Here is an 18,175-nt window from a genome sequence, read left to right on the forward strand (position 1 = left end):
TCGTCGGTGGTGGTGGCCGGGATCAGCTGGTTGCGGCGGGGCCGATCGCCTGCTGCCAGTCGGTGGTCAGGTAGACCAGGGCCTCGAACAGCAGCGGGAACGGACCGGCGAGCTTGCCGGGGTTGCGCAGGATGAGCTCCTCGTAGCCGCGGACCACGCCGGTGCCGGGGTCGAGCAGCAGGGTGTCGCGTTCGACGCCGTCCGCGCTGTCGACGCTCACCGCGACCGCGGGCCGCCCGGCCCGGTCGGTCACCGGGCCCCGCCACACCACCCGGCTGCCGGCCAGGACCTGCAGCACCGCGCCGCGGACCGGGCACGGCAGCGTGTACTCCTGGGCGAGGCGGGCGATCGCCCGGATCATGGCCTGTTCGCCGACCTGGGGTGGTTGCATCCGGTGCAACTGGCCGGCCAGCTGGTGCGGGTCGCTGCTGGGCAGGCCGGTGAAGGACAGGTGGTGGTAGTGCTCGTGCCCGGCGTCGGTGACCTCCCGCTCGACCGTGGCGCCGGCCACGCCCGGGGCAGGTTGGGTGCTGCCGCGCGGGTAGGTGGTGGTGATCGTGGCGCCGGTGCCGTCCTCGGCGTACCAGCCTTCGACCGTCTCCACCCGCAGCTGCGTGTGCCCCAGCCCGTCCGAGCCCGGACCCATGTCGCCGTACCAGGCATGCCGGCGGATGTGGGCGTACCGGCCGGTGGTGGTGTCCGCGTCGGCGGGGCCGAGCCGGGCGGCCGTCGCCCGCCACCCCGCCGCGTCCCCGCCGACCGCGGGCATGTCGGGCGGCGAGGTGCCCGCGCTGGTGCACGGGCCGGCCGAGGGGGCGGATGCGGACGTTGCGGCCGGGTACCACAGTGGCGCGGTGTCCGGCTGGCGCCGCACCGCGGCGACGCCGACGGCAGCGACGCTGGCCAGGACCAGCACCACGAGCCCGGCCAGCAGCGGCACGAAACGCCGCCAACGCGGGGCCGGGTCCGCCGATCCGCCGTCGCGGGCAGCCTCCGGTGGGATCGGGGGCTCGGTGGTGGTCACGAGAATGCTCCTGCAACGTGGTCGGGGCGTGTGGTCGAGGGCTGGACAGCGGATGCCGCCGGGGTGGCGGTGGTGCCGGGCTGGGTGCGGCGCAGCGCGAGGGCGAGCATCAGCGTCACGGTGAGCACGATCGGGGACAGGCCGGAGGCGGTCATCGCGGCGAACGGGGTGAGTACGCCGACGCCGAGCGCGGCGATGAACGCGCCGCGGATCGAGCCGAGGCCACCGACGACGACCACGACCAGCGACCGCAACAACAACTGCTCATCCACGCCCGGCGCGGCGCCGACGATCGGCGCGCCGAGCGCGCCAACGGCGACCGTCAGCGCCCCGGCGACCGCGAACACGACCCACCGCACGGTGCGCGGGTTGATCCCGCACGCGGCGGCCATCGCCGGGTCGACGGCGACCGCCCGCACGATCGCCCCCGCCCGGGTCCGGGCCACGACCCAGAACAGCGTCATAGCCAGCAGCAGGGCGACGGCGATGAACACCAGCCGCCACAGCGGATACACCTGCCCGGCGACCGTCACCGACCCACCGAGGCGGCCCGGGGCCTCGACCCGCAGCGGCAGCGCCCCGAACTGTTCGGTGAGCAGGTCGGCAGCAAGGAAGGCGATGCCGAGCGTGGCCAGGCTCTGCTGCATCGGCCGGTCCCGCAGCGGCGCCAGGACGACCTGCAGCAGCCCACCGAACACCAGGCCACCCGCGACCGCAGCGGCGACACCGGCGGCCATGCCGGCCGGGCCGTGAGGGAAGGTGATGGCGGCGATATAGGCGCCGAGCAGACAGCCGGTGCCATGCGCCATGTTGAACACGCCGAACACGCCGAACAGCACGGTCAGGCCCGCCGCCACGCAGAACAGCAGCAGCCCGGACGCAATCCCGTCCACGGCCAGCAGCAGATACGCCGCCACCACGCTCACACCCCTTCCACAGCTGCGAACCCCGTCTACGCCTGGCCGGGCAGCGGTTTGCGGCCCACGGTGGTGTGCAGCAGGTAGTCCGACAGCACCAGCCGCGGGTCGGCGAGCACCTCGCGCAGCGCCTCGAGCTCGTCGAGGCTGAACCCGGAGGCGATCAGCTCGGCCTCCTTCTGGCGGGAGTTGGAGTCGTGCAGCCGGCAGATCCCGGTCCCGCCCTGCCAGGTCCGGGCGAACGTGGTGGTCTGCACCTCGACGAGGCCGGCATGCCGGAACGCGCGGTTGGCGTCGCCGGCCCAGCCGATGTCCATCCCGGCGGCCTCGCCGAGCTGCAGCAGGTGCGACTGGAACCGGCCCAGCAGCACCGTCGCGTCGCCCGACGGGCTGTCTACGATCATGCGGTCCCAGACCGCCCAGTCCGACAGCACGAGCCAGCCGCCCGGCGCGAGTGCCTCGATGCACTGCTGGAGCAGGTCGAGACGGTCCGGCAGGTGCATGAACACCAGCCGGGCGTGCACGCCTTGCAGGCAGTTCGGCGGCACGTGCAGCTCGTGCAGGTCGCCGGCGTGGATGGTGAGGTTGTTGCGCACCGGGCCGGCCGGCATCGGGTTGAGGTCGACCGCGGTCACCATCCCGTCCGAGCCGACCCGGTCGGCGAGCCAGGTACTGACCGTGCACGCGCCCGCGCCGAGGTCCAGCCAGCTGTCCCCCGGCTCGGCCAGATCGCCCAGGACGCCGGATGTGTGCCCGTCGAGGAGCTCGGCCAGCAGCGGCACCTGGACCTGGGCCTGGGCGGTGGTGTTGTCGAACATGTACGCCGGTTTCGGCATCGCGGGTCTCCGTTCAAGGGGTGGGGGCACGGCGGCGGGGCAGGGAGGCGTACCCCGCCGCCGCGAGCTGACGGGTGAGAGGTTCAGGCGCCGAGGGTGGCCAGTTCCTGCACGACGACGTTGCTGAAGGTGGTGCCGTCGGCCTGGACTCGCCGCAGGTACCACTTCTGCACCGGCGTGTGGTTACGCTGCCCGAACTGCCACGGCCCGCGCGGGCTGTCGATCTGCCCGAGCGTCCCGATCGCCGTGTTCACCGCCGCCGGGTCCACACCCACCCCACCCGTGCTGCCGGTGCGAGGCGACCCGGTCGGGGTCGCGGAACCGGCCACCGGCGAACCCGTGACCGCCGGCGCGCCCACCGTGCCGGTCGGCGACGCCGCGGTGGACGCGGTCGCGGACGGGCTGGCGGTGCTGGTCTGGGTGGCGGCGGCGATGGCCCGGTCGAGAACGAGCGCGGCATCCCAGGCCGTAACGTCGTACAGGTTCGGGGCCTTGCCCTGATACTTCGACTGGAACGCGGCCACGAACTGCCGGTTCGCCGTGTTGTCCAACGTGGAGGCGTAGTTCAGGCAGGTCCACACCCCGACCCCGGCATCACCCAGCACCGGCAGCAGCCCCTCGGTCAGGAACCCCGGCCCGTACAGCGGGATCGTGAGGCCGAACTCCTTGTACTGCTTGATGAACTCCGCGGCGCTCTTGCCGCCGTAGAACGCGTAGACCGCTTTCGCGCCACTGTTCTTGATCTTCGTCAGGTACGGGGCGAACTCCGCCGTCGGCGGCGTCCACGGCGTCCACTCCGGCTCACCGCCGGCGTTGGCGAGCTTGCCCCCCGCGGCGGTGAACGGCTTCACGAAGCCGTTGATGTTGTCCTTGCCGCCGATGTAGTTCGGGCCGATCGCGAACACCGGCCCGTTCACCGTCGTGCGGACGTAGTCCGCAGCGGCCGCGCCGGTCTCCTCCGACAACCACGAGGTGTGCCACACGTGCGAGACGTCGGAGACCGTCGACGGCCGGCCGCCGGTGCCGATGAACGGCACCCCCGCCGCGGTGACCAGGGGCTGCAGCGTCGCCGTGGTCGGCGCGGTCGCGCCGCCGACGATCGCCACGACCCGGTCCTGCTCGAGCATCTTCTTCGCCGCGGTCCGCGCGGTCTCCCCGCCGTCACCTTCGTCGGCCTCCACGACGGTGACCTTCCGCCCGCCGAGCATGCCGCCGTGCTGGTCGAGGTACAGCTGCCAACCCTCGCGCAGATCATCGCCGACAGCTTTGTAGTCGCCCGTCTTCGGGATGATCAGCCCGATCTTCACCTCACCGCCGCTGCTGCCGGTGGCCGGTTGCGAGTCCATGCTGGAGTTGCTGCACCCGCTCACCGCGAGCAGGGCCGCCGCGGTGGACGCAGCAGCCAGGCGGCGCAGGGAATGTCGAGTCATCGGTGTGTCCTTTGGTTGAGGGATTGCGGGTCGAAGCGGGGTGCGTGGTGCTGCCATGGGGTGCCGGTGGTTGCCGCCGGCGCCTGCACATGGGCATGGAGGACTGGCCGCGCGGCGATAGCAGCCGGCAGCGAAGAGGGCCGGGGTGTGTTAGCGGCTGACGGCCGCCGGTTGGCGCTGGGCGGGGGTGATGAGCTCGCCGACGCGCTCGACCGTGGCGGCGAGTTCACCGGCGACGCCGCCGATATCGGCATCCGGCCGGGCGAGCGCCGCCAGGCATAGCCGGTTCCCGACCGGCATGATCAGCAGGGTCCCGCCCTCCATGACGATCATGGTGTAGGACGGTGCGCCGGTGCCCAGCTCGAAGCTCACGGTCGTGGCGAGGGTACTCAGGCTGGACACGGCCGCGGACAGTTTGTCGGCGTGGGTGGCATCCAGCAGGTCGGTCCAGGCCACCTTCATCCCGTCGGCGGCCAAGGCGATCGCGTGCACAACGCCGGGCATCCGCCGCGGCAGATCGTTGAGCAGGATCGACACCTGGCTCTCGTCGATACCGGCCCGCAGGTTCTCACCGTCGTAGCCGTGCAGCACGTTCATGCGGTTCCTCCGGATCTTCCGTTGATGGTCGTCAGCGAGCGTTGCGCGCGCAGCGCCCGGACGGTGGCGGTGACCTGCGCCCCGACCACCGCAGGATCACGCCGCAACGGCGGTTCGGGGGTCCTCGGAGCCGGGATTATGGCGGCGGCCGGGCCGCGGCTCTCGGCGTCGCGGGGACGGCGCGGCAACCCCGTCGCGGTGTATTGCACGGGGGCGGATTCCACCGTCGTCGAGACAAGGTCCGGGCCTGACGCGTTCGTACCGCCCAGCGGTTGCCCGGACATCCACGGGGATGGTTGCTCACGGATGCCGGTCAGCGCCGGCTGGACCGCTGTCGGCGTCTCATCTTCGCGAGGCTGCGCCGGAGATGGACGTCTCGGTGCGCCTGCCCGAACGAAGTACTCATCGTCGTCTGGCTTCGCGTGCCGCCCGCCTCCAGACCGGGGCGCCGGCACCGGTGCCCAGGTCGACGCGGACGTACTCGCAACCGTCGCCCGCGGACCAGCGGGCAGCGCGGGCTGAGCCGGCGGAGGAGCGGATGTGGCCCCGCGGTCCGCCGGGGACGCCCACGGGTCACGGACCAGCATGGCCGGGACCCGGACCAGGGCGATCAGCCCCGACCGTGCTGGCGCCGGCTCGAGCCGGACCTCGATGCCCAGCTGACCGGCCAGACGTGCGACCACGGCCAGGCCCATCTTGTGCAGGATGCCGAGGTCACCGGCCGGCTCACCCAGCAGCGCATTCGTCCGGGCCAGGGCCTCCTGCGACATCCCCACACCCCGGTCCTGGACCTGCAGGAACAGCATCCCCGCCTGCCGGGACCCGGACACGTACACCTCATGCTCGGGGGCCGAGTACACGGCGGCGTTATCCATCAGCTCCGCCAGGATGTGCACCACCGCCAGCACCGCCCGGGGATCCACCAGCACGTCAGGAAGCTCACCGACCTGGACCCGCTGATAGTCTCCGATCTGCGACTGGGCGCCCCGGACGAGATCCAGCAAAGGCTCGGCACGCCGATGCGCGGTACCGTGACCGCCGCCGGACAACACCAGCAGGTTGCCGACCAGCCGCCGCAGCTGCGCCGCGTTGTTGTCGATCAGGAAAATCCGCGCCAGCTCGTCCGCGTCGACGGTCTCACGTTCGAGCTCGTCGACATGACCGAGCAGCCGCTCGATGAGGCCCTGCACCCGCCTCGACAGCGACAGCACCCGGCCCGCGGCGGTGATCCGCTCGACCGCCAGATCCGAACTGCGCCGCAGCACCTCACCGACGAGCGTGTCGAACGCGGCCGCGAATTCCCCGATTTCGTCCCGGCCGGTCACCCCGATCATCGCCGTCGCCGCCGCCTGTGCAGCAACCTCCTGCGCCTCATCAAGCGTCGTCACGGTCCGCAGCTTCGACGTGACCGCCGGTAGATGCTGCTGACCGATCCGCAACGCCCCGGCCTGCAGGGCCCGGACCCGCCGCACAAGCGACCGGGTCACCAACGCCGTCACCCCGAGCGCCAGCAGCAACGCCAGCAGCACCAGACCCGCCTGGACCGCCGCCTGCCGCAGTTGAGCAGAGCGTGCCGCCGCAGCCGCGGCCACCACGTCGGCGTCGACACGCTGCTCCACCGTCCGCAGCCGCGACACCCGGCCACCCATCACCCGGTTCCACGCCGCCGCCCCGCCCGGGAGCACCACCGCAGCGGACGCGCCCGTCCGCGCGACCCCGCCGGCCAGCACCGTCGCGTCGAGGACCTCGCCGCCGCTGAGACTGCGCTGCAGCAACGGCACCCACGCCGGGTCGGCCAGCTGCTGGAACGTCTCCACCTCACCGGTGAACGACGCCCGCGCGGCCACCACGTTCTGCGCCAACGCCGGCGACATCACCCCCGACGCCAACGCCTGCAACACCGCGACCTGCTCCAGGCCCACCGCTTCCTTCGCCCGGGACAACGCCGCCCCCGCACTGATCAACCCCGCCAGATCCGGCGCCACCGCACCCTGCGCCACCGCCTCGCGGTAGTCGATCAGCGCCGCGATCGCGATCCGGTAGGAGAACGTCGACGTCGACAACGCCACCGGCTGCCCCGCTCGTACCCGCACCCGCTGCCCCGCCACATCCCGCAACGCCCCATCGATCCGGTCCAGCACCTCCCGCATGCGGCCCTGCACCGGCGGCAACTGCGCCCGCAGCTGCCCGAACCGATCCGCCGCCGCGGCCGTCCGGGCAATCTGCTCCTCATACGCCGTCCGGGCAGCCGCATCCCCACCACGGCTCAGCACCGTCGCCACGGCGACCCGCTCGGCCTGCAACGCATCAGTCAGCTCCGACGCGCCGGCGCTGACCTCGGCCATCGCCCGCGTTTCGCCAGCCCGGACCGCCGCATTCGCTGTCGCGTACAACCCGACGCCGGCCACCACGACCAGCGCCAACGCTGGCACCGTCAAGATCCACAGCGCCTGGACTCGAATGGGCACATCGCTCGGCCGCCACCAGCGGCGACGCACCTGCCCAGCCGCCGAACGCTCGGACCGCTGCGATCGTGTCACCGGCATCAGATGGTCACCGCCATCGACATCGGACGACGTATCGCCGCACCGGGGCGGACCGGCGACACGCCGTCCACCAGCCCATCGACTCCAGCAACACGACCGGCACGGACCCGCGCGGCGTTCCTGGTCCCCCGACCGCCGGGCGAGGCGGCGGGCGGAACCTTCACGCCCGTCCCGCTCGGCGTGAGCGCTCCGCTGGACACCAGGTCCGCCCACACGGTGAGCCGGGCATGCCACGGACCGTTCGCGGCTTCCAGCACATGGGACCCGAGACGATGGCCACGGCACGGCTGCGGTCCGTCGCATCCCGCGGCGCAGCGCTGCTCATCGCCGTCGTGACGGTGCAGCCGCTGCAACGCCGAGCCGATACCCACCAGCTTTCGGTCAACATTCGGCTCGTCGTCGGCGCCGGCCGGCATCATCACGTCACTCGTGCGGGCGGTGCCCGGCTGCGTGCCAGCCGCTGCCTGGTCCTGCCCGCGCCGAGTCTCGGCGAGGCTGAGCGACGATCGACCGGACGCCGTACCAACCGTGGACATGCTCACCCCAATGCCTCCTCGAACGACCTGTTCTGCTGCGCACCGCCGAGGCCGGGCCCACCACGATGCAGCTGCTGCGAGCGATCCACCCTCACGTGTGCTCGGGCGCCCACCGGCGCCTCCGAGTCAGTCGGCGGCGGCCCTGCCTGCCGTTCATCCGCGGCCGTCCGCGCGCATCCCGTACAGCGGCGCCGCAGTAGGACAGGTCAACGAGACGCAATCGCGCGGATGCGCCCGGAATACCGCCTGACCGATCAGCACCACCGTCACCGCCAATGGCCGGAGCGGACCACGTCGCCAAGCGGCCGTAGCACGCGCAGCTCGGCGCCGCGCGACATCCAACCTCCGGGTGAACTGCGCGAAGTCATGCCCGATCGGATCACCGCCGCAGGCCGGCCAATCGATCCGGACCGCGAACCCGTCACCGGGCAGGTCGACGGGTGCCGCGGAGCGCATCCGCAGCGCGTGCGACAGCGCGGTTGCGACGCCGATAAGGACTGACATCTGTACTCCCGGAAAGGTCGTCTCGCGCTGTGCTCGCGACTGGCATCGGGACGATGCCGGCAGCGGTGACTACGATCAATGCCCTGAATGCATGCATCATTGACAGCCATGTCCGGGCCGGCCATAACAAGCGGTGCATGATCACCATGCGACCGATATGCATCGCCCTCGGGGCGCGCCGCGAGTTCGCGAACCTGTGGCAATGCGGCGAACGTGGCGTCACATCGCGCCCAGGCAGCCTTTCCTGGCGCCCCTTTCATAGTTGTCCAAAAATCCGGGGGTGTCGGCGTGGCTACGGATCTGGCCGCGTTCGTAGGGTGGTCGGGTGCCAACTCGCCGGAGCACCACGCCCGCCCGTCAGCGGCCCGGGGGCCGCGCCGTTCAGCCGCACCCGCCGCGCATCCGCGAAGCCCTCCAGGCGGCGACGCTCAACGAGCACGACCTCGAGCCTGATGCGTCCTTCGAGGCGCTCGTCTTCGCCGACATCGACCTCACCGGCCGGCGTGCCGTCGCCGTCGAGTTCGAGGAATGCCAGTTCACGGCGGCCAGGTTCGCCGGCTCGCACCTCGACCGGCTGCGGCTCACCGACTGCCGGATCGAGACGTCGGACTGGTCGAACCTGCGCGCCGAGGCCGCAGGCATCGACCGGGTCGCGTTCGCGACGTCCCGGCTGACCGGCATGGCCTGCACCAACGGCCGGCTGCGCAACACGGCGTTCCGGGACTGCAAACTCGACCTCAGCAGCTGGCGGTTCACCCACTTCGACGCGGTGACCTTCGACGAGTGCAACCTCACCGGGGCGGACTTCACCAACGCGGACCTGCGCGGCGCGTCCTTCACCCGCTGCAGGCTCACCGCAGCCCAGTTCAGCAACGCCGACATGCACGGGGCCCGATTCCGCGCCTGCGAGCTCGACGGCATCGGCGGGATCGCGAGCTGGAGCGGCGCCGTCGTACACCGCGACGACCTGATCGAGCTCGCCGACGCGCTCGCGGGCGCGCTGAGCATCGTCATCGAAGGCGGCGGCGAATGACGCCGGCCCGGCCGACGCGGTCACGACAGGAACATGCCGTCGACTGGACCGCCCGACCGGTGGCCGGCCTCGACCACACCGATGTCCGGTTCAGCGGAGCCGACGCCACCGAAACAGCCCTGACCAACTCCGTGTTCCGCCGGTGCGAATTCGTCAACGCCCGCTTCAACTGCGCGCAACTGACCGCCGTCGAGTTCATCGAGTGCCGCTTCGCCGGCTGCAACTTCTTCGACGCCACCATCAACGACTGCGCGTTCCAGGACTGCGTGTTCGACCGGTGCTCGTTCAGCGGCCTCGAGGTCACCGGCGGCAACTGGACCGGCGCGCGCCTGGCCGGCGCGGACCTCACCACGGCCGAGTTCCGAGGCGTGCGCATGCACAACGTCGATCTCAGCGCCGCCCGCGGCCACGACGGCGTGTTCACCAACATCGACTTCGCCAACGCGAACCTCGCCAGCGCCGACTTCCGCCGCGCCGACCTGCGCGGCAGCGTCCTGACCGCCTTCGACCCGCGCGCCGTCGACCTGCACGAGGCGATCATCACCGCCGACCAAGCCGTCGACCTCGCCGAAAGCCTCGGACTGTCGATCCGCACCTGAACGGCACCGCCACTCGCCACCCCCCGGCGGCCACCTACCTCGGCCCCCTGCTCCGGCCACTGCCGGGGAGATGCTGCCCGGGTTCATTGAAGACCGCGTCAGCCGTTCAGTGGCGCCGCATGCATATCGATCATGCGTAGGTTGTCATGGCGACCGTGTAACCCTCCGGACATGATTCGGAACAGGTGGCGGCCTGGCGAGCACGTACCGCCAGGCGCGACCGTGCTCCTCCTGCCTGCCGCCTGCTGACGAACAGGGGCGGCAGGCAGGACACCACCGGCAGGACGCAGGCAGCGGGAGGACCGTCGACATGGGCGAAACCGTGCCAGCATGTCCATCAGCCCACCCGAAACGGCGCGGTGTGCCTGAGTCGTTCAGACCAGCCACAGAGCGCCAGCGGTGATCGGCGACCCGCCGCCCCTGCTGATCCGGTTCGCCGAAGAACTACGCCAGCGGCGCCGCGCGCACCGCATGACGCTGGCCCAGCTGGGCGCCGCAGCGAACGTGAGTTTGTCGCTGGTGCACAAGATCGAACGCGCGCTGCGCTGGCCGAGTCCAGACTTCGCCGAGCGCTGCGACGCGGCGCTGGGCACCAGGGGTGTGCTGGCGGCGATGATGCCGGAACTGGAGCGGCTCCGTCTCGCCCACGACCGCCGCGGCACCTCCACCGCCAACACGTCCAATCCGGCATCCGCGCGCAGCGATCCCCCGGTGCTCCGTGCGCTGATCGACAGCATTGAGGCGGTGCTGCCCACGTCGATGCGAGTCCGGGTCGCACTCAGCGCGGCGCCCCTCCCGCCCGCTGTGCGACTTCGCCACGTCCCGACCGGGGCAGATGCCGTCAACGCCGCCGAGCGGCATTTTGGACAACAGCCACGGGCGCCTTGTTGTCCAACGCGACCATCTAGCCCGCCTGCGCACGTGAGCCGCTCAATGAGCACAGCGGCGGGCTGTCGAGTGGCCCGCCGAACGAACGGCGAAGGAGACGTCCATGAACACACCCGCCGAGGCCGACACGGCCGACCAGGTCGGCTCGTACGAGTCGGTCACCGCAGCCACGCTCGCGCTGGGCAGCAAGACCTACACCGGCACCGTCGCCGGTGGGGGCGGGGACACCGCCCCGCCGGTCCACGCCGAGTAACAGCACACCACCCAGACCGCCGGCTTCCGCCGGTCGCCGAGGGCGGGTCAGGCCGCGCCGATCCCGGCTTGACCCGCCCTCGGGCCGGCAACCCGCGAGGAGCACATATGCCCAGCTTGCCTGCCGTCTTGCGTGCAGCGCCGCGGCTGCGGATACGGATCGAGCACTTCGGGGCGCTCGCCTGGACGACGCGCCCGCGGCGCATCCACGACCTCGGACCGGTCGCGACCGTCCTGACCACCCTGTACGCACAGCCGCTTGATGCGCGGTTGGACGCGGTTGTGTCCGAGGCGGTGCGGCTCCGGTTCGGGATCACCGACGAGGCGGTCGCAGCGACCGTGCAGGAGCTGTGGCAGCAGGGTGTCCTTGTTGCGTCGGACGCGCCGGCGTGTCCTCTCGACCCGATCGACGTGCACGCCGCCGCCGACGCGGCGGCCGCCACCCGGCCCGAGGTCAAGGTCCTTAAGCCGTTCTGGGTGCACCTGCAGCCGTTCACGCGCTGCAACCAGCACTGCGTCACCTGCTACTGCTCCGGCGGCCCGAAAGCGGACCCGTTCCTGCACCCGGTCGAGCAGTGGAAGTCGATGATCGACAAGCTCGACGCGTACGGCGTTCTGGACGTCTACATCACCGGCGGGGAAAGCCTGCTCTACCTCGAGTTCTTCGACCTCGCCGAGCACATCCTGGGCAAAGGCATGGGGTTCGGGTTGTCCACGAACGCCACCGTGCTCGGCGGCGGCCGGCTCGAACGGCTCCAGGCCCTGCAATTCAGCCCGGTCCAGGTGTCCCTCGACGGTGGAACCGCCGCCACCCACGAGCTGATCCGCGGCGTCCCGGGCTGTTGGCCGAAGACCCTCGCGGGGATCCGGGCGATCGGCGCGTTCGCCAAGGTTGTGATCAACACCGTCGTGAACCGGATGAACCTCGCCGAGCTCGAACAGGTCGTGCAGGTCGGCATCGGGCTCGGGGTGCGCCGGTTCAAGTTCTTCCCGCAGAAGCCGGTCGGCCGGGCCAACCCGGCCGTCACCCTCGACGACACCACCATCGTGCAGACCCTGCTGCCGCGCTGCGCGGAACTCGCCGCACGCTACGAGGTGGACATCGAGTCGATCGACCCGAAGGCGAGTTGTGGCAGCGGCAGTATCGGCTTCGCCGTCGACCAGCGCGCCGACATCCACCCGTGCATCTTCGGCGTCGAGAACCCCGACCTGGTCGCCGGGAACCTGCGCACCGACGACCTCGACACCGTGTGGTTCGGCTCGCCGGTCTTCGCCCCGTTCCGCGGCGAGGTGGGCACCGTCTGCCGGCGCTGCGAGCAGCCATGCCGATGACGTACCCGCGGGTGCTGGTCTGGACGCCGACCCTGTACGAGTTGGGGTTCAAACAGCACCACATCGACGGCGAGGCCCTCGCCGTGCAGGCATCGCTGCAGGCAGCCGGCTACGACAGCGTCCTGCTCGACGCCTACTATCGCGGCCGCCCGGCCGCATCGCTGGCCGCCGCCCTCGCCGATGGCGAGCCGTTCGACGTCGTGGTGGCGCACCTGTTCACCTCTGACACCTACGGCCCCAGGCTGCGCGCCATCGCCGACGAACTGCGTGATGCCCGCCGCGGGCACGGGGTCACGGTCATCGGCTTCGGGCCGCTCGCGGTCAGCGCCGCCGATGACCTGGCCGCGCACGGCGCCGTCGACGAGATCGTCGCCGCAGCCGCCTACGCCACCGCGTTGCCGGGCCAGCTCAGCGTTGCAAGGCGCCGCAGCGACGATCCGGTCCAGGCACTGGTCGACCATCTCGGCCGGCACCTGGCGGTGCACACCCCGCTGGACAACCTGGGCGAAGCCGACCTCGGCTACCGGCCCGACGCCGTCGTCTCGGTCACGGCCAGCCGCGGCTGCCGCTCACGGTGCAAGTTCTGTGCCTACAACGCCGACCTGCCCGGCGGCGGCTGGGTCGACCTGCCCATCCGCGCCGCCGTCGCCGACATCGCCTTCCTGCACCAACGGCTCGGCGCGACCGCGTTTGCGTTCACCGACTCCGACTTCGGCGGCACCCAGCCCGACTGCACCCGCCGCGCAGCCGAACTGCGCGCCGCCGTCCGCGACGCCGGCCTGTCCGGCGCCGTGACCTTCGCGATCAGCGTCCGGCCCGAAACCCTCACCGCGGCCAGCATCGAGATGCTCGCCGAGGCTGGTGTCCGCACGATGCTCATCGGTGTCGAGTCGTTCAACCCGGACACCCTGCACCGGCTGTACGGCAAACGCCAAGACCTCGCCCACCTCCAGCACGTGGTCGCCGTCGCGGACGCAGCCGGCGTGACCGTGGTCGGCAGCTACATCCTCTGGCACCCGTGGCAGACCTTGCCGGGCCTGGCCGCCGAGATCGCGGCGCTGGACGAGTTCGGCCGCTACCGGGTGCCGCAGTTCATGGCCCGCAGCCGGCTGCACGTCGTCCCAGGCACTGTCATCGAACGGCAGATCCGCAACGCCGGCCTGCTCGACGAACGCCCCTTCCACCGCGCGTTCCGCATCGCCGACCCGGCCGCCGCCGCCCTCAACGCCGACCTGCAGCACTGGTTCACCACCAACGCCGCACCGGTCATCGACGGGCTCCACGAACGGCAGCCCGAGGTGTTCCACCAGATCGGCGCGCTCAAGACCGCCGAGTGGGCGTGGCTCACAGGCCAGGTCACCGACCGGCTCCAGACGGCCACCCATGGCTGAGCTCATCCTCGGCATCCACGGCGGCGCCAACAGCACCGCCGCCATCGCCGTCGACGGCGAGCTCGCCTGGTGCGTGCAGGAGGAACGCCTCACCGGGATCAAGGGCTACATGGGCTTCCCGCACCGCGCGATCGCCGCCTGCCTGGCCGCCGTCGGCGCTGACCCCGCCGACCTCGGCGCCGTCGCCTACGGCAGCGTCTCCGGTCCGGTCGAGCACTGCCCACGCGATGAGTGGCTGCGCCGGCTCCGCGGCTTCCACCGCCGGCCGATGCTCGCCAAAGCCGAAGCCCAGCTCGTCTCGGCTGTCCCCGCCGGCATGGACCGCCGCGTCCGCGAACTGCTGCACGAGGCCGGCATCCGCAACGCCAACGTCACCTTCCACGACCACCACACCACGCACGGCGCCGCCGCCTACTACGGCCTACGCGCCACACCCGACCAGCCGTACCTGGTCGTCACCTGCGACGGATTCGGCGACGGCGCCTGCGCCACCGCCACCATCTGGCACCACGGCCACCGCGTGGAGATCGCCCGCACCGACATGCGCAACTCCCTCGGCCTGCTGTGGTTCTGGCTCACCTACGCCTCCGGCTTCACCCCCCACGAAGACGAGTTCAAGCTCATGGGCATGGCCCCCTACGCCGACCCCGGCCGGGCCGCCCACGCCGCCGGCATCCTGCGCCGCCACCTGCGGCTCGACGAGACCGGGCTGCGGTTCCAACGAGCCAACCCAAAGTCGAGCATCGAACGGTCCTGGCCTCGCATCCACGCCGAACTCCAAGGCCTCCGATTCGACGACCTCTTCGCCGGGCTCCAAATGTTCACCGACGAGCTGCTCACCACCTGGATCGCGAACGCCATCGCCGCCACCGGCATCCACGACGTCCTCGCCGGCGGCGGCGTCTTCATGAACATCAAGAGCAACCAGCGCATAGCCGCCCTCGACACCGTGCACAGCTTCGCCGCGTTCCCGTCCTGCAGCGACGAAAGCCTCGCCCTCGGCGCCCTCTACCTCCAGCTCGCCGACCAACACGGCCACCAGCACGTCGCACCGCTCGCATCCTGCTACCTCGGCGACGACATCACCGACGACGCCGCCCTCGCCGCTGTCACCGGCACCGGCCTGCACATCACCCGACCGAGCGACGTCCACCAGGCAGTGGCACAACTCCTCGCTCGCGGCGTCATCGTCGCCCGCTGCGCCGGCCGCATGGAATACGGCGCCCGCGCCCTGGGCAACCGATCCATCCTCGCCGACCCCGCGGACGCGGACATCCCACGCCGCCTCAACCGGACCATCAAACACCGCGACTTCTGGATGCCCTTCGCGCCCGCGATCCTGGCCAGCGCCGCCGACCAGTACCTCTACAACCCGAAGACCCTGACGAGCCCCTACATGATGCTCGGCTTCGAAACCATCCCCGGCGCCGAACGGGACATGATCGCCGCCCTCCATCCCGCCGACCTGACCAGCCGACCCCAGATCATCGACGACAACGACACCTCGGGCCTCGCAGCGATCCTCACCAGATACCAGCACCTGACCGGCCGCCCGGTCCTGCTCAACACCTCCCTCAACCTCCACGGCCACCCGATCGCCCGAACCGCCACCGACGCCGTCCACGTCCTGCAACACTCCGACCTCACCCACCTCCAGCTGGGAAACCTCCTGGTCTCCAAGTCCATGCCGGCGTGAGCCGCTACGACGGCGAGGTATCCCTGCGCTCGATCCGGCGCTTGATCGGACGGCAGCCAGGCATTCAAGTGCCGCTACACTCACTGCGTCGGCAACGTTGACGGATGGTGAGGTCGGCTCGTGGCAAACGAACGGCGCCGATGCGGAAGGTGCCGATCAACGCTGGCCAGCGACAACCACGGCGCCTACTGCGCGCCATGCGACGCCACTGTTGACCGCCTACGCCAGCACCCACCAGCCGTCCCCGCAGACTTCTGGTCCCACCCGACCATCCGCGACGCTGCCCAACGCCGCCACATGGGCCGCCTCATCGCCGCGTACCGCCGGCACCCACACCACGGCATCCCCATCTCCCAAGAGATCGCCGGCGCATGGATAGGCGTTACACAAGGCCAGATCAGCCGCATGGAAAACGGCCAACCCGAACACAACATCGACCGCCTCATCCACTGGGCACGACTCCTCGCCATCCCCGCCCACCTGCTCTGGTTCACGCACCCCACGCCGAACATCGCCACCGAGCCAGCCCGGCAATCCTCGGCACGATCGATCGGCGATGCCGAGTCCTCGGTCGACGATGCCATCGCCGGCACCGGGGAAGGACCGGCAGCACCGCGAGGTGGCTGGCTCGCCGCCGTCCGGGCGGCCGATCTGACGTCGCCGACGCTTGACGACCTGGACCGGATCGGCGCTGTCGCCCGCGACGCTCGCCGCTACGCTGATGCCGCCCTCGTCGATTACCTCGACCGGCGCCTGAGTCGATCCGCAACCGACGATGGCCTGCGCGGCCCCCGATATGCGCTACCCGGCGTGCTGGGTATCGCCGCTCTGGTCGAACACGCAGTGCGTCAGGCCAAGCCGGCCTTCCGGCGTCCCCTGCTCGCCGTAGGCGCGCGGGCCGCCGAGTTCGCGGGTTGGCTGTATCGGGATTGTGGCCAGCCAGCCGCGGCGGACTACTGGCGTGACCGAGCGTCCGAGTGGGCAATGGAAGCCGCAGAATTCGCCATGCCGGGCTATGTGCTGGTCAAGAAGAGTCAATCGGCCTGGGATGCGCGTGACGCGGGACGCATGCTCGGTCTGGCCCAAGCCGTCCAGGAAGGGCCATGGCAACTACCGGCCAGGGTCATGGCCGAAGCGGTGCAACAGCAGGCCAGAGGGCTCGCGATGCTCGGCGCCCCACGGAAGGACGTCGACGACGCCCTTGAGCGAGCCGGCGAACTCCTCAGCGCCAGCGCTCATGAACAGACGCAGCTGGCGGCCCACTATGACGCCGCCTTGTTCCGGCTGCAGACGGCGATCTGTTACAGCGAGTCTGGCCGTCCCGAAGAGGCGGTTGCGATCTACGATGCGACGCTCACGCCCGACATGTTCTCCGCCCGCGATCTTGCATACTTCTCTGCCTTGAAGGCGCAGACGCTGGCCGAAGCAAGCCGGGTAGACGATGCGGCAACGACCGGCACCGCGGCGCTGGCCGGCGCCCTGGCCACCGGATCCGCACGCACGCTCCGCGAACTCGCCCGATTGGGCGACAGCCTCGAACCGCGTCGATCGCGTCCGCCCGTCCACAACTTCCTCCGCCTGCTGCAGCCTGCCTAGGCTAGTCAACGAACCATTCGGCGATCGACCGAATCGCCGCCGCTTGCCAGGCTTGCGTCTGCGGATCGGCATACTTCGGATCGTCGTGCACCGCGATGCCATGCTGCGCGCCTTCGATCTCGATCAGACGTGCATGCGCGCCGATCTTGGCGACGAGGTCTCGCGAACTCTGGACCGGGATGAACGTGTCCCCGGTCCCGTGCAGGACCAGTGTCGGCGTAGCGATCTCTTCGACGGCTTGATCGGGTCGGAGGTAGAAGACCTCGTTGAGCAGCGGGCGCCCCAGTTTGAACGTGGGCGAATGCGGCAAGAAGCCCTGGACGAGCAACTCGTGGCCGGCGCTCTCGTCGATCTGGTCGTTGCTCCAGTACGGCTTATCGTCCACGAATCGTCGCTTGTAGTTGATCAGCGGGTTGATCAAGACTAGGGATGCAAGCTCCTCAGGATGCCGGGCCGCGAAGAAGCTGCAGATCCCGCCACCGAAGCTCGCTCCCAACAGCCGTACTTGTTCTGTACGCGCGAGCGTCTTGGCATGACCGACCGCAGCGCGGATGTCGTTGAGCACACCGGAGATCGTGAGATCCTCCTGACGGCCCTCGCTTTCACCGTGGCCTCGAAGATCGAAGCGCAACGACGCCACACCGCTCGCGGCGAGACCCTCTGCCAAGCGACCGAAAAAGCCGCCCTCCTCGCGGGTCACACCGCCACCATGCACCAGCACAGCGACCGAACCGAACGCTCCGCCAGGGGCCACAAACGTACCCGCGAGCCGAAGCCCGTCAAGGCTCCGGAACGCGGTCGACTGCGACGCTCCGGCAGCAGCCGCATTTCCACCAAGCACGTAAGCCTCCAACTGCACGCATCCAAGGTCACTATCACCCTACGTCCGTCCCAAGCGGCTGGCCTGTTGTCCACGACGGCCGCCACTCGCAGCTAGATTTAGCCTTCAACAGTCCACGATCGCATTGACAAGGGCCGACCAGACCTAGATGAACCAG

General features: G+C 70.6%; 16 protein-coding genes and 1 pseudogene. 8 read left to right on the forward strand and 9 right to left on the reverse strand.

The features are described from left to right. Positions 1–22 precede the first annotated feature (22 nt). From ACQPY0_RS00625 to ACQPY0_RS00660, 8 genes are all read right to left on the reverse strand, one after another. Complete coding sequence (locus ACQPY0_RS00625) at positions 23–1,024, reverse strand: hypothetical protein (RefSeq protein ID WP_432982949.1); 1,002 nt, start codon at positions 1,022–1,024, stop codon at positions 23–25. Further along, a complete protein-coding gene (locus ACQPY0_RS00630) occupies positions 1,021–1,950 on the reverse strand; it encodes a branched-chain amino acid ABC transporter permease (protein WP_432982952.1) in 930 nt (309 codons plus the stop codon). Before ACQPY0_RS00630 ends, ACQPY0_RS00625 begins: the two co-directional genes overlap by 4 nt. A gap of 26 nt (positions 1,951–1,976) precedes the next feature. Then, the gene (locus ACQPY0_RS00635; protein ID WP_432982955.1) at positions 1,977–2,777 is read right to left on the reverse strand and encodes a class I SAM-dependent methyltransferase; all 801 of its coding nucleotides are present in this window, start codon (positions 2,775–2,777) and stop codon (positions 1,977–1,979) included. 83 nt (positions 2,778–2,860) lie between these two features. Continuing rightward, positions 2,861–4,207: an ABC transporter substrate-binding protein gene (locus ACQPY0_RS00640; RefSeq protein WP_432982958.1), complete on the reverse strand. Its 1,347-nt coding sequence runs from the start codon at positions 4,205–4,207 to the stop codon at positions 2,861–2,863. A gap of 150 nt (positions 4,208–4,357) precedes the next feature. After that, entirely contained in the window at positions 4,358–4,804 is a 447-nt protein-coding gene (locus ACQPY0_RS00645) for a roadblock/LC7 domain-containing protein (RefSeq protein ID WP_432982961.1), read from the reverse strand. Next, positions 4,801–7,236, reverse strand: coding sequence for a nitrate- and nitrite sensing domain-containing protein (locus ACQPY0_RS00650; RefSeq protein WP_432982964.1), 2,436 nt, complete (start codon positions 7,234–7,236; stop codon positions 4,801–4,803). The genes ACQPY0_RS00645 and ACQPY0_RS00650 overlap by 4 nt, the downstream gene beginning before the upstream one ends. A gap of 113 nt (positions 7,237–7,349) precedes the next feature. Then, a complete protein-coding gene (locus ACQPY0_RS00655; RefSeq protein WP_432982967.1) occupies positions 7,350–7,772 on the reverse strand; it encodes a hypothetical protein in 423 nt (140 codons plus the stop codon). 267 nt (positions 7,773–8,039) lie between these two features. Continuing rightward, positions 8,040–8,390: a hypothetical protein gene (locus tag ACQPY0_RS00660; RefSeq protein ID WP_432982970.1), complete on the reverse strand. Its 351-nt coding sequence runs from the start codon at positions 8,388–8,390 to the stop codon at positions 8,040–8,042. 325 nt (positions 8,391–8,715) lie between these two features. Here ACQPY0_RS00660 and ACQPY0_RS00665 point away from each other — a divergent pair, with 325 nt between their 5' ends. From ACQPY0_RS00665 to ACQPY0_RS00700, 8 genes and pseudogenes are all read left to right on the forward strand, one after another. Then, positions 8,716–9,423: a pentapeptide repeat-containing protein gene (locus tag ACQPY0_RS00665; protein ID WP_432982973.1), complete on the forward strand. Its 708-nt coding sequence runs from the start codon at positions 8,716–8,718 to the stop codon at positions 9,421–9,423. 59 nt (positions 9,424–9,482) lie between these two features. Beyond that, positions 9,483–10,022, forward strand: a complete 540-nt coding sequence (locus ACQPY0_RS00670; RefSeq protein WP_432982976.1) for a pentapeptide repeat-containing protein — start codon at positions 9,483–9,485, stop codon at positions 10,020–10,022. 471 nt (positions 10,023–10,493) lie between these two features. Then, positions 10,494–10,568 (forward strand): annotated as a pseudogene (locus ACQPY0_RS00675) (hypothetical protein); the annotation flags it as partial. Between the two features lie 445 nt (positions 10,569–11,013). Further along, on the forward strand, positions 11,014–11,163 hold the full coding sequence (locus ACQPY0_RS00680; RefSeq protein ID WP_432995932.1) for a hypothetical protein: 150 nt from the start codon (positions 11,014–11,016) through the stop codon (positions 11,161–11,163). A 107-nt stretch (positions 11,164–11,270) separates the two neighbouring features. Beyond that, a complete protein-coding gene (locus ACQPY0_RS00685) occupies positions 11,271–12,494 on the forward strand; it encodes a radical SAM protein (protein ID WP_432995904.1) in 1,224 nt (407 codons plus the stop codon). After that, positions 12,491–13,885, forward strand: coding sequence for a B12-binding domain-containing radical SAM protein (locus ACQPY0_RS00690; protein ID WP_432982979.1), 1,395 nt, complete (start codon positions 12,491–12,493; stop codon positions 13,883–13,885). The genes ACQPY0_RS00685 and ACQPY0_RS00690 overlap by 4 nt, the downstream gene beginning before the upstream one ends. Then, complete coding sequence (locus ACQPY0_RS00695) at positions 13,878–15,581, forward strand: carbamoyltransferase C-terminal domain-containing protein (protein WP_432982982.1); 1,704 nt, start codon at positions 13,878–13,880, stop codon at positions 15,579–15,581. The genes ACQPY0_RS00690 and ACQPY0_RS00695 overlap by 8 nt, the downstream gene beginning before the upstream one ends. A gap of 297 nt (positions 15,582–15,878) precedes the next feature. Continuing rightward, positions 15,879–17,177: a helix-turn-helix domain-containing protein gene (locus ACQPY0_RS00700; RefSeq protein ID WP_432982985.1), complete on the forward strand. Its 1,299-nt coding sequence runs from the start codon at positions 15,879–15,881 to the stop codon at positions 17,175–17,177. A 1-nt stretch (position 17,178) separates the two neighbouring features. Here the strand turns inward: ACQPY0_RS00700 and ACQPY0_RS00705 are convergent, their stop codons facing one another. Continuing rightward, on the reverse strand, positions 17,179–17,877 hold the full coding sequence (locus tag ACQPY0_RS00705; protein WP_432982988.1) for an alpha/beta hydrolase: 699 nt from the start codon (positions 17,875–17,877) through the stop codon (positions 17,179–17,181). Between the last annotated feature and the right edge of the window lie 298 nt (positions 17,878–18,175).

This window comes from Dactylosporangium sp. CA-233914 (assembly GCF_050942935.1).
Lineage (GTDB): Bacteria > Actinomycetota > Actinomycetes > Mycobacteriales > Micromonosporaceae > Dactylosporangium.

Bases quoted from the DNA above. Each gene is read 5' to 3' on its own strand.
- ACQPY0_RS00635 (WP_432982955.1), bottom strand. From the start codon at position 2,777: ATGCCGAAACCGGCGTACATGTTCGACAACACCACCGCCCAGGCCCAG.
- ACQPY0_RS00640 (WP_432982958.1), bottom strand. From the start codon at position 4,207: ATGACTCGACATTCCCTGCGCCGCCTGGCTGCTGCGTCCACCGCGGCG.
- ACQPY0_RS00645 (WP_432982961.1), bottom strand. From the start codon at position 4,804: ATGAACGTGCTGCACGGCTACGACGGTGAGAACCTGCGGGCCGGTATC.
- ACQPY0_RS00660 (WP_432982970.1), bottom strand. From the start codon at position 8,390: ATGTCAGTCCTTATCGGCGTCGCAACCGCGCTGTCGCACGCGCTGCGG.
- ACQPY0_RS00680 (WP_432995932.1), top strand. From the start codon at position 11,014: ATGAACACACCCGCCGAGGCCGACACGGCCGACCAGGTCGGCTCGTAC.
- ACQPY0_RS00685 (WP_432995904.1), top strand. From the start codon at position 11,271: ATGCCCAGCTTGCCTGCCGTCTTGCGTGCAGCGCCGCGGCTGCGGATA.
- ACQPY0_RS00690 (WP_432982979.1), top strand. From the start codon at position 12,491: ATGACGTACCCGCGGGTGCTGGTCTGGACGCCGACCCTGTACGAGTTG.
- ACQPY0_RS00695 (WP_432982982.1), top strand. From the start codon at position 13,878: ATGGCTGAGCTCATCCTCGGCATCCACGGCGGCGCCAACAGCACCGCC.
- ACQPY0_RS00700 (WP_432982985.1), top strand. From the start codon at position 15,879: ATGGGCCGCCTCATCGCCGCGTACCGCCGGCACCCACACCACGGCATC.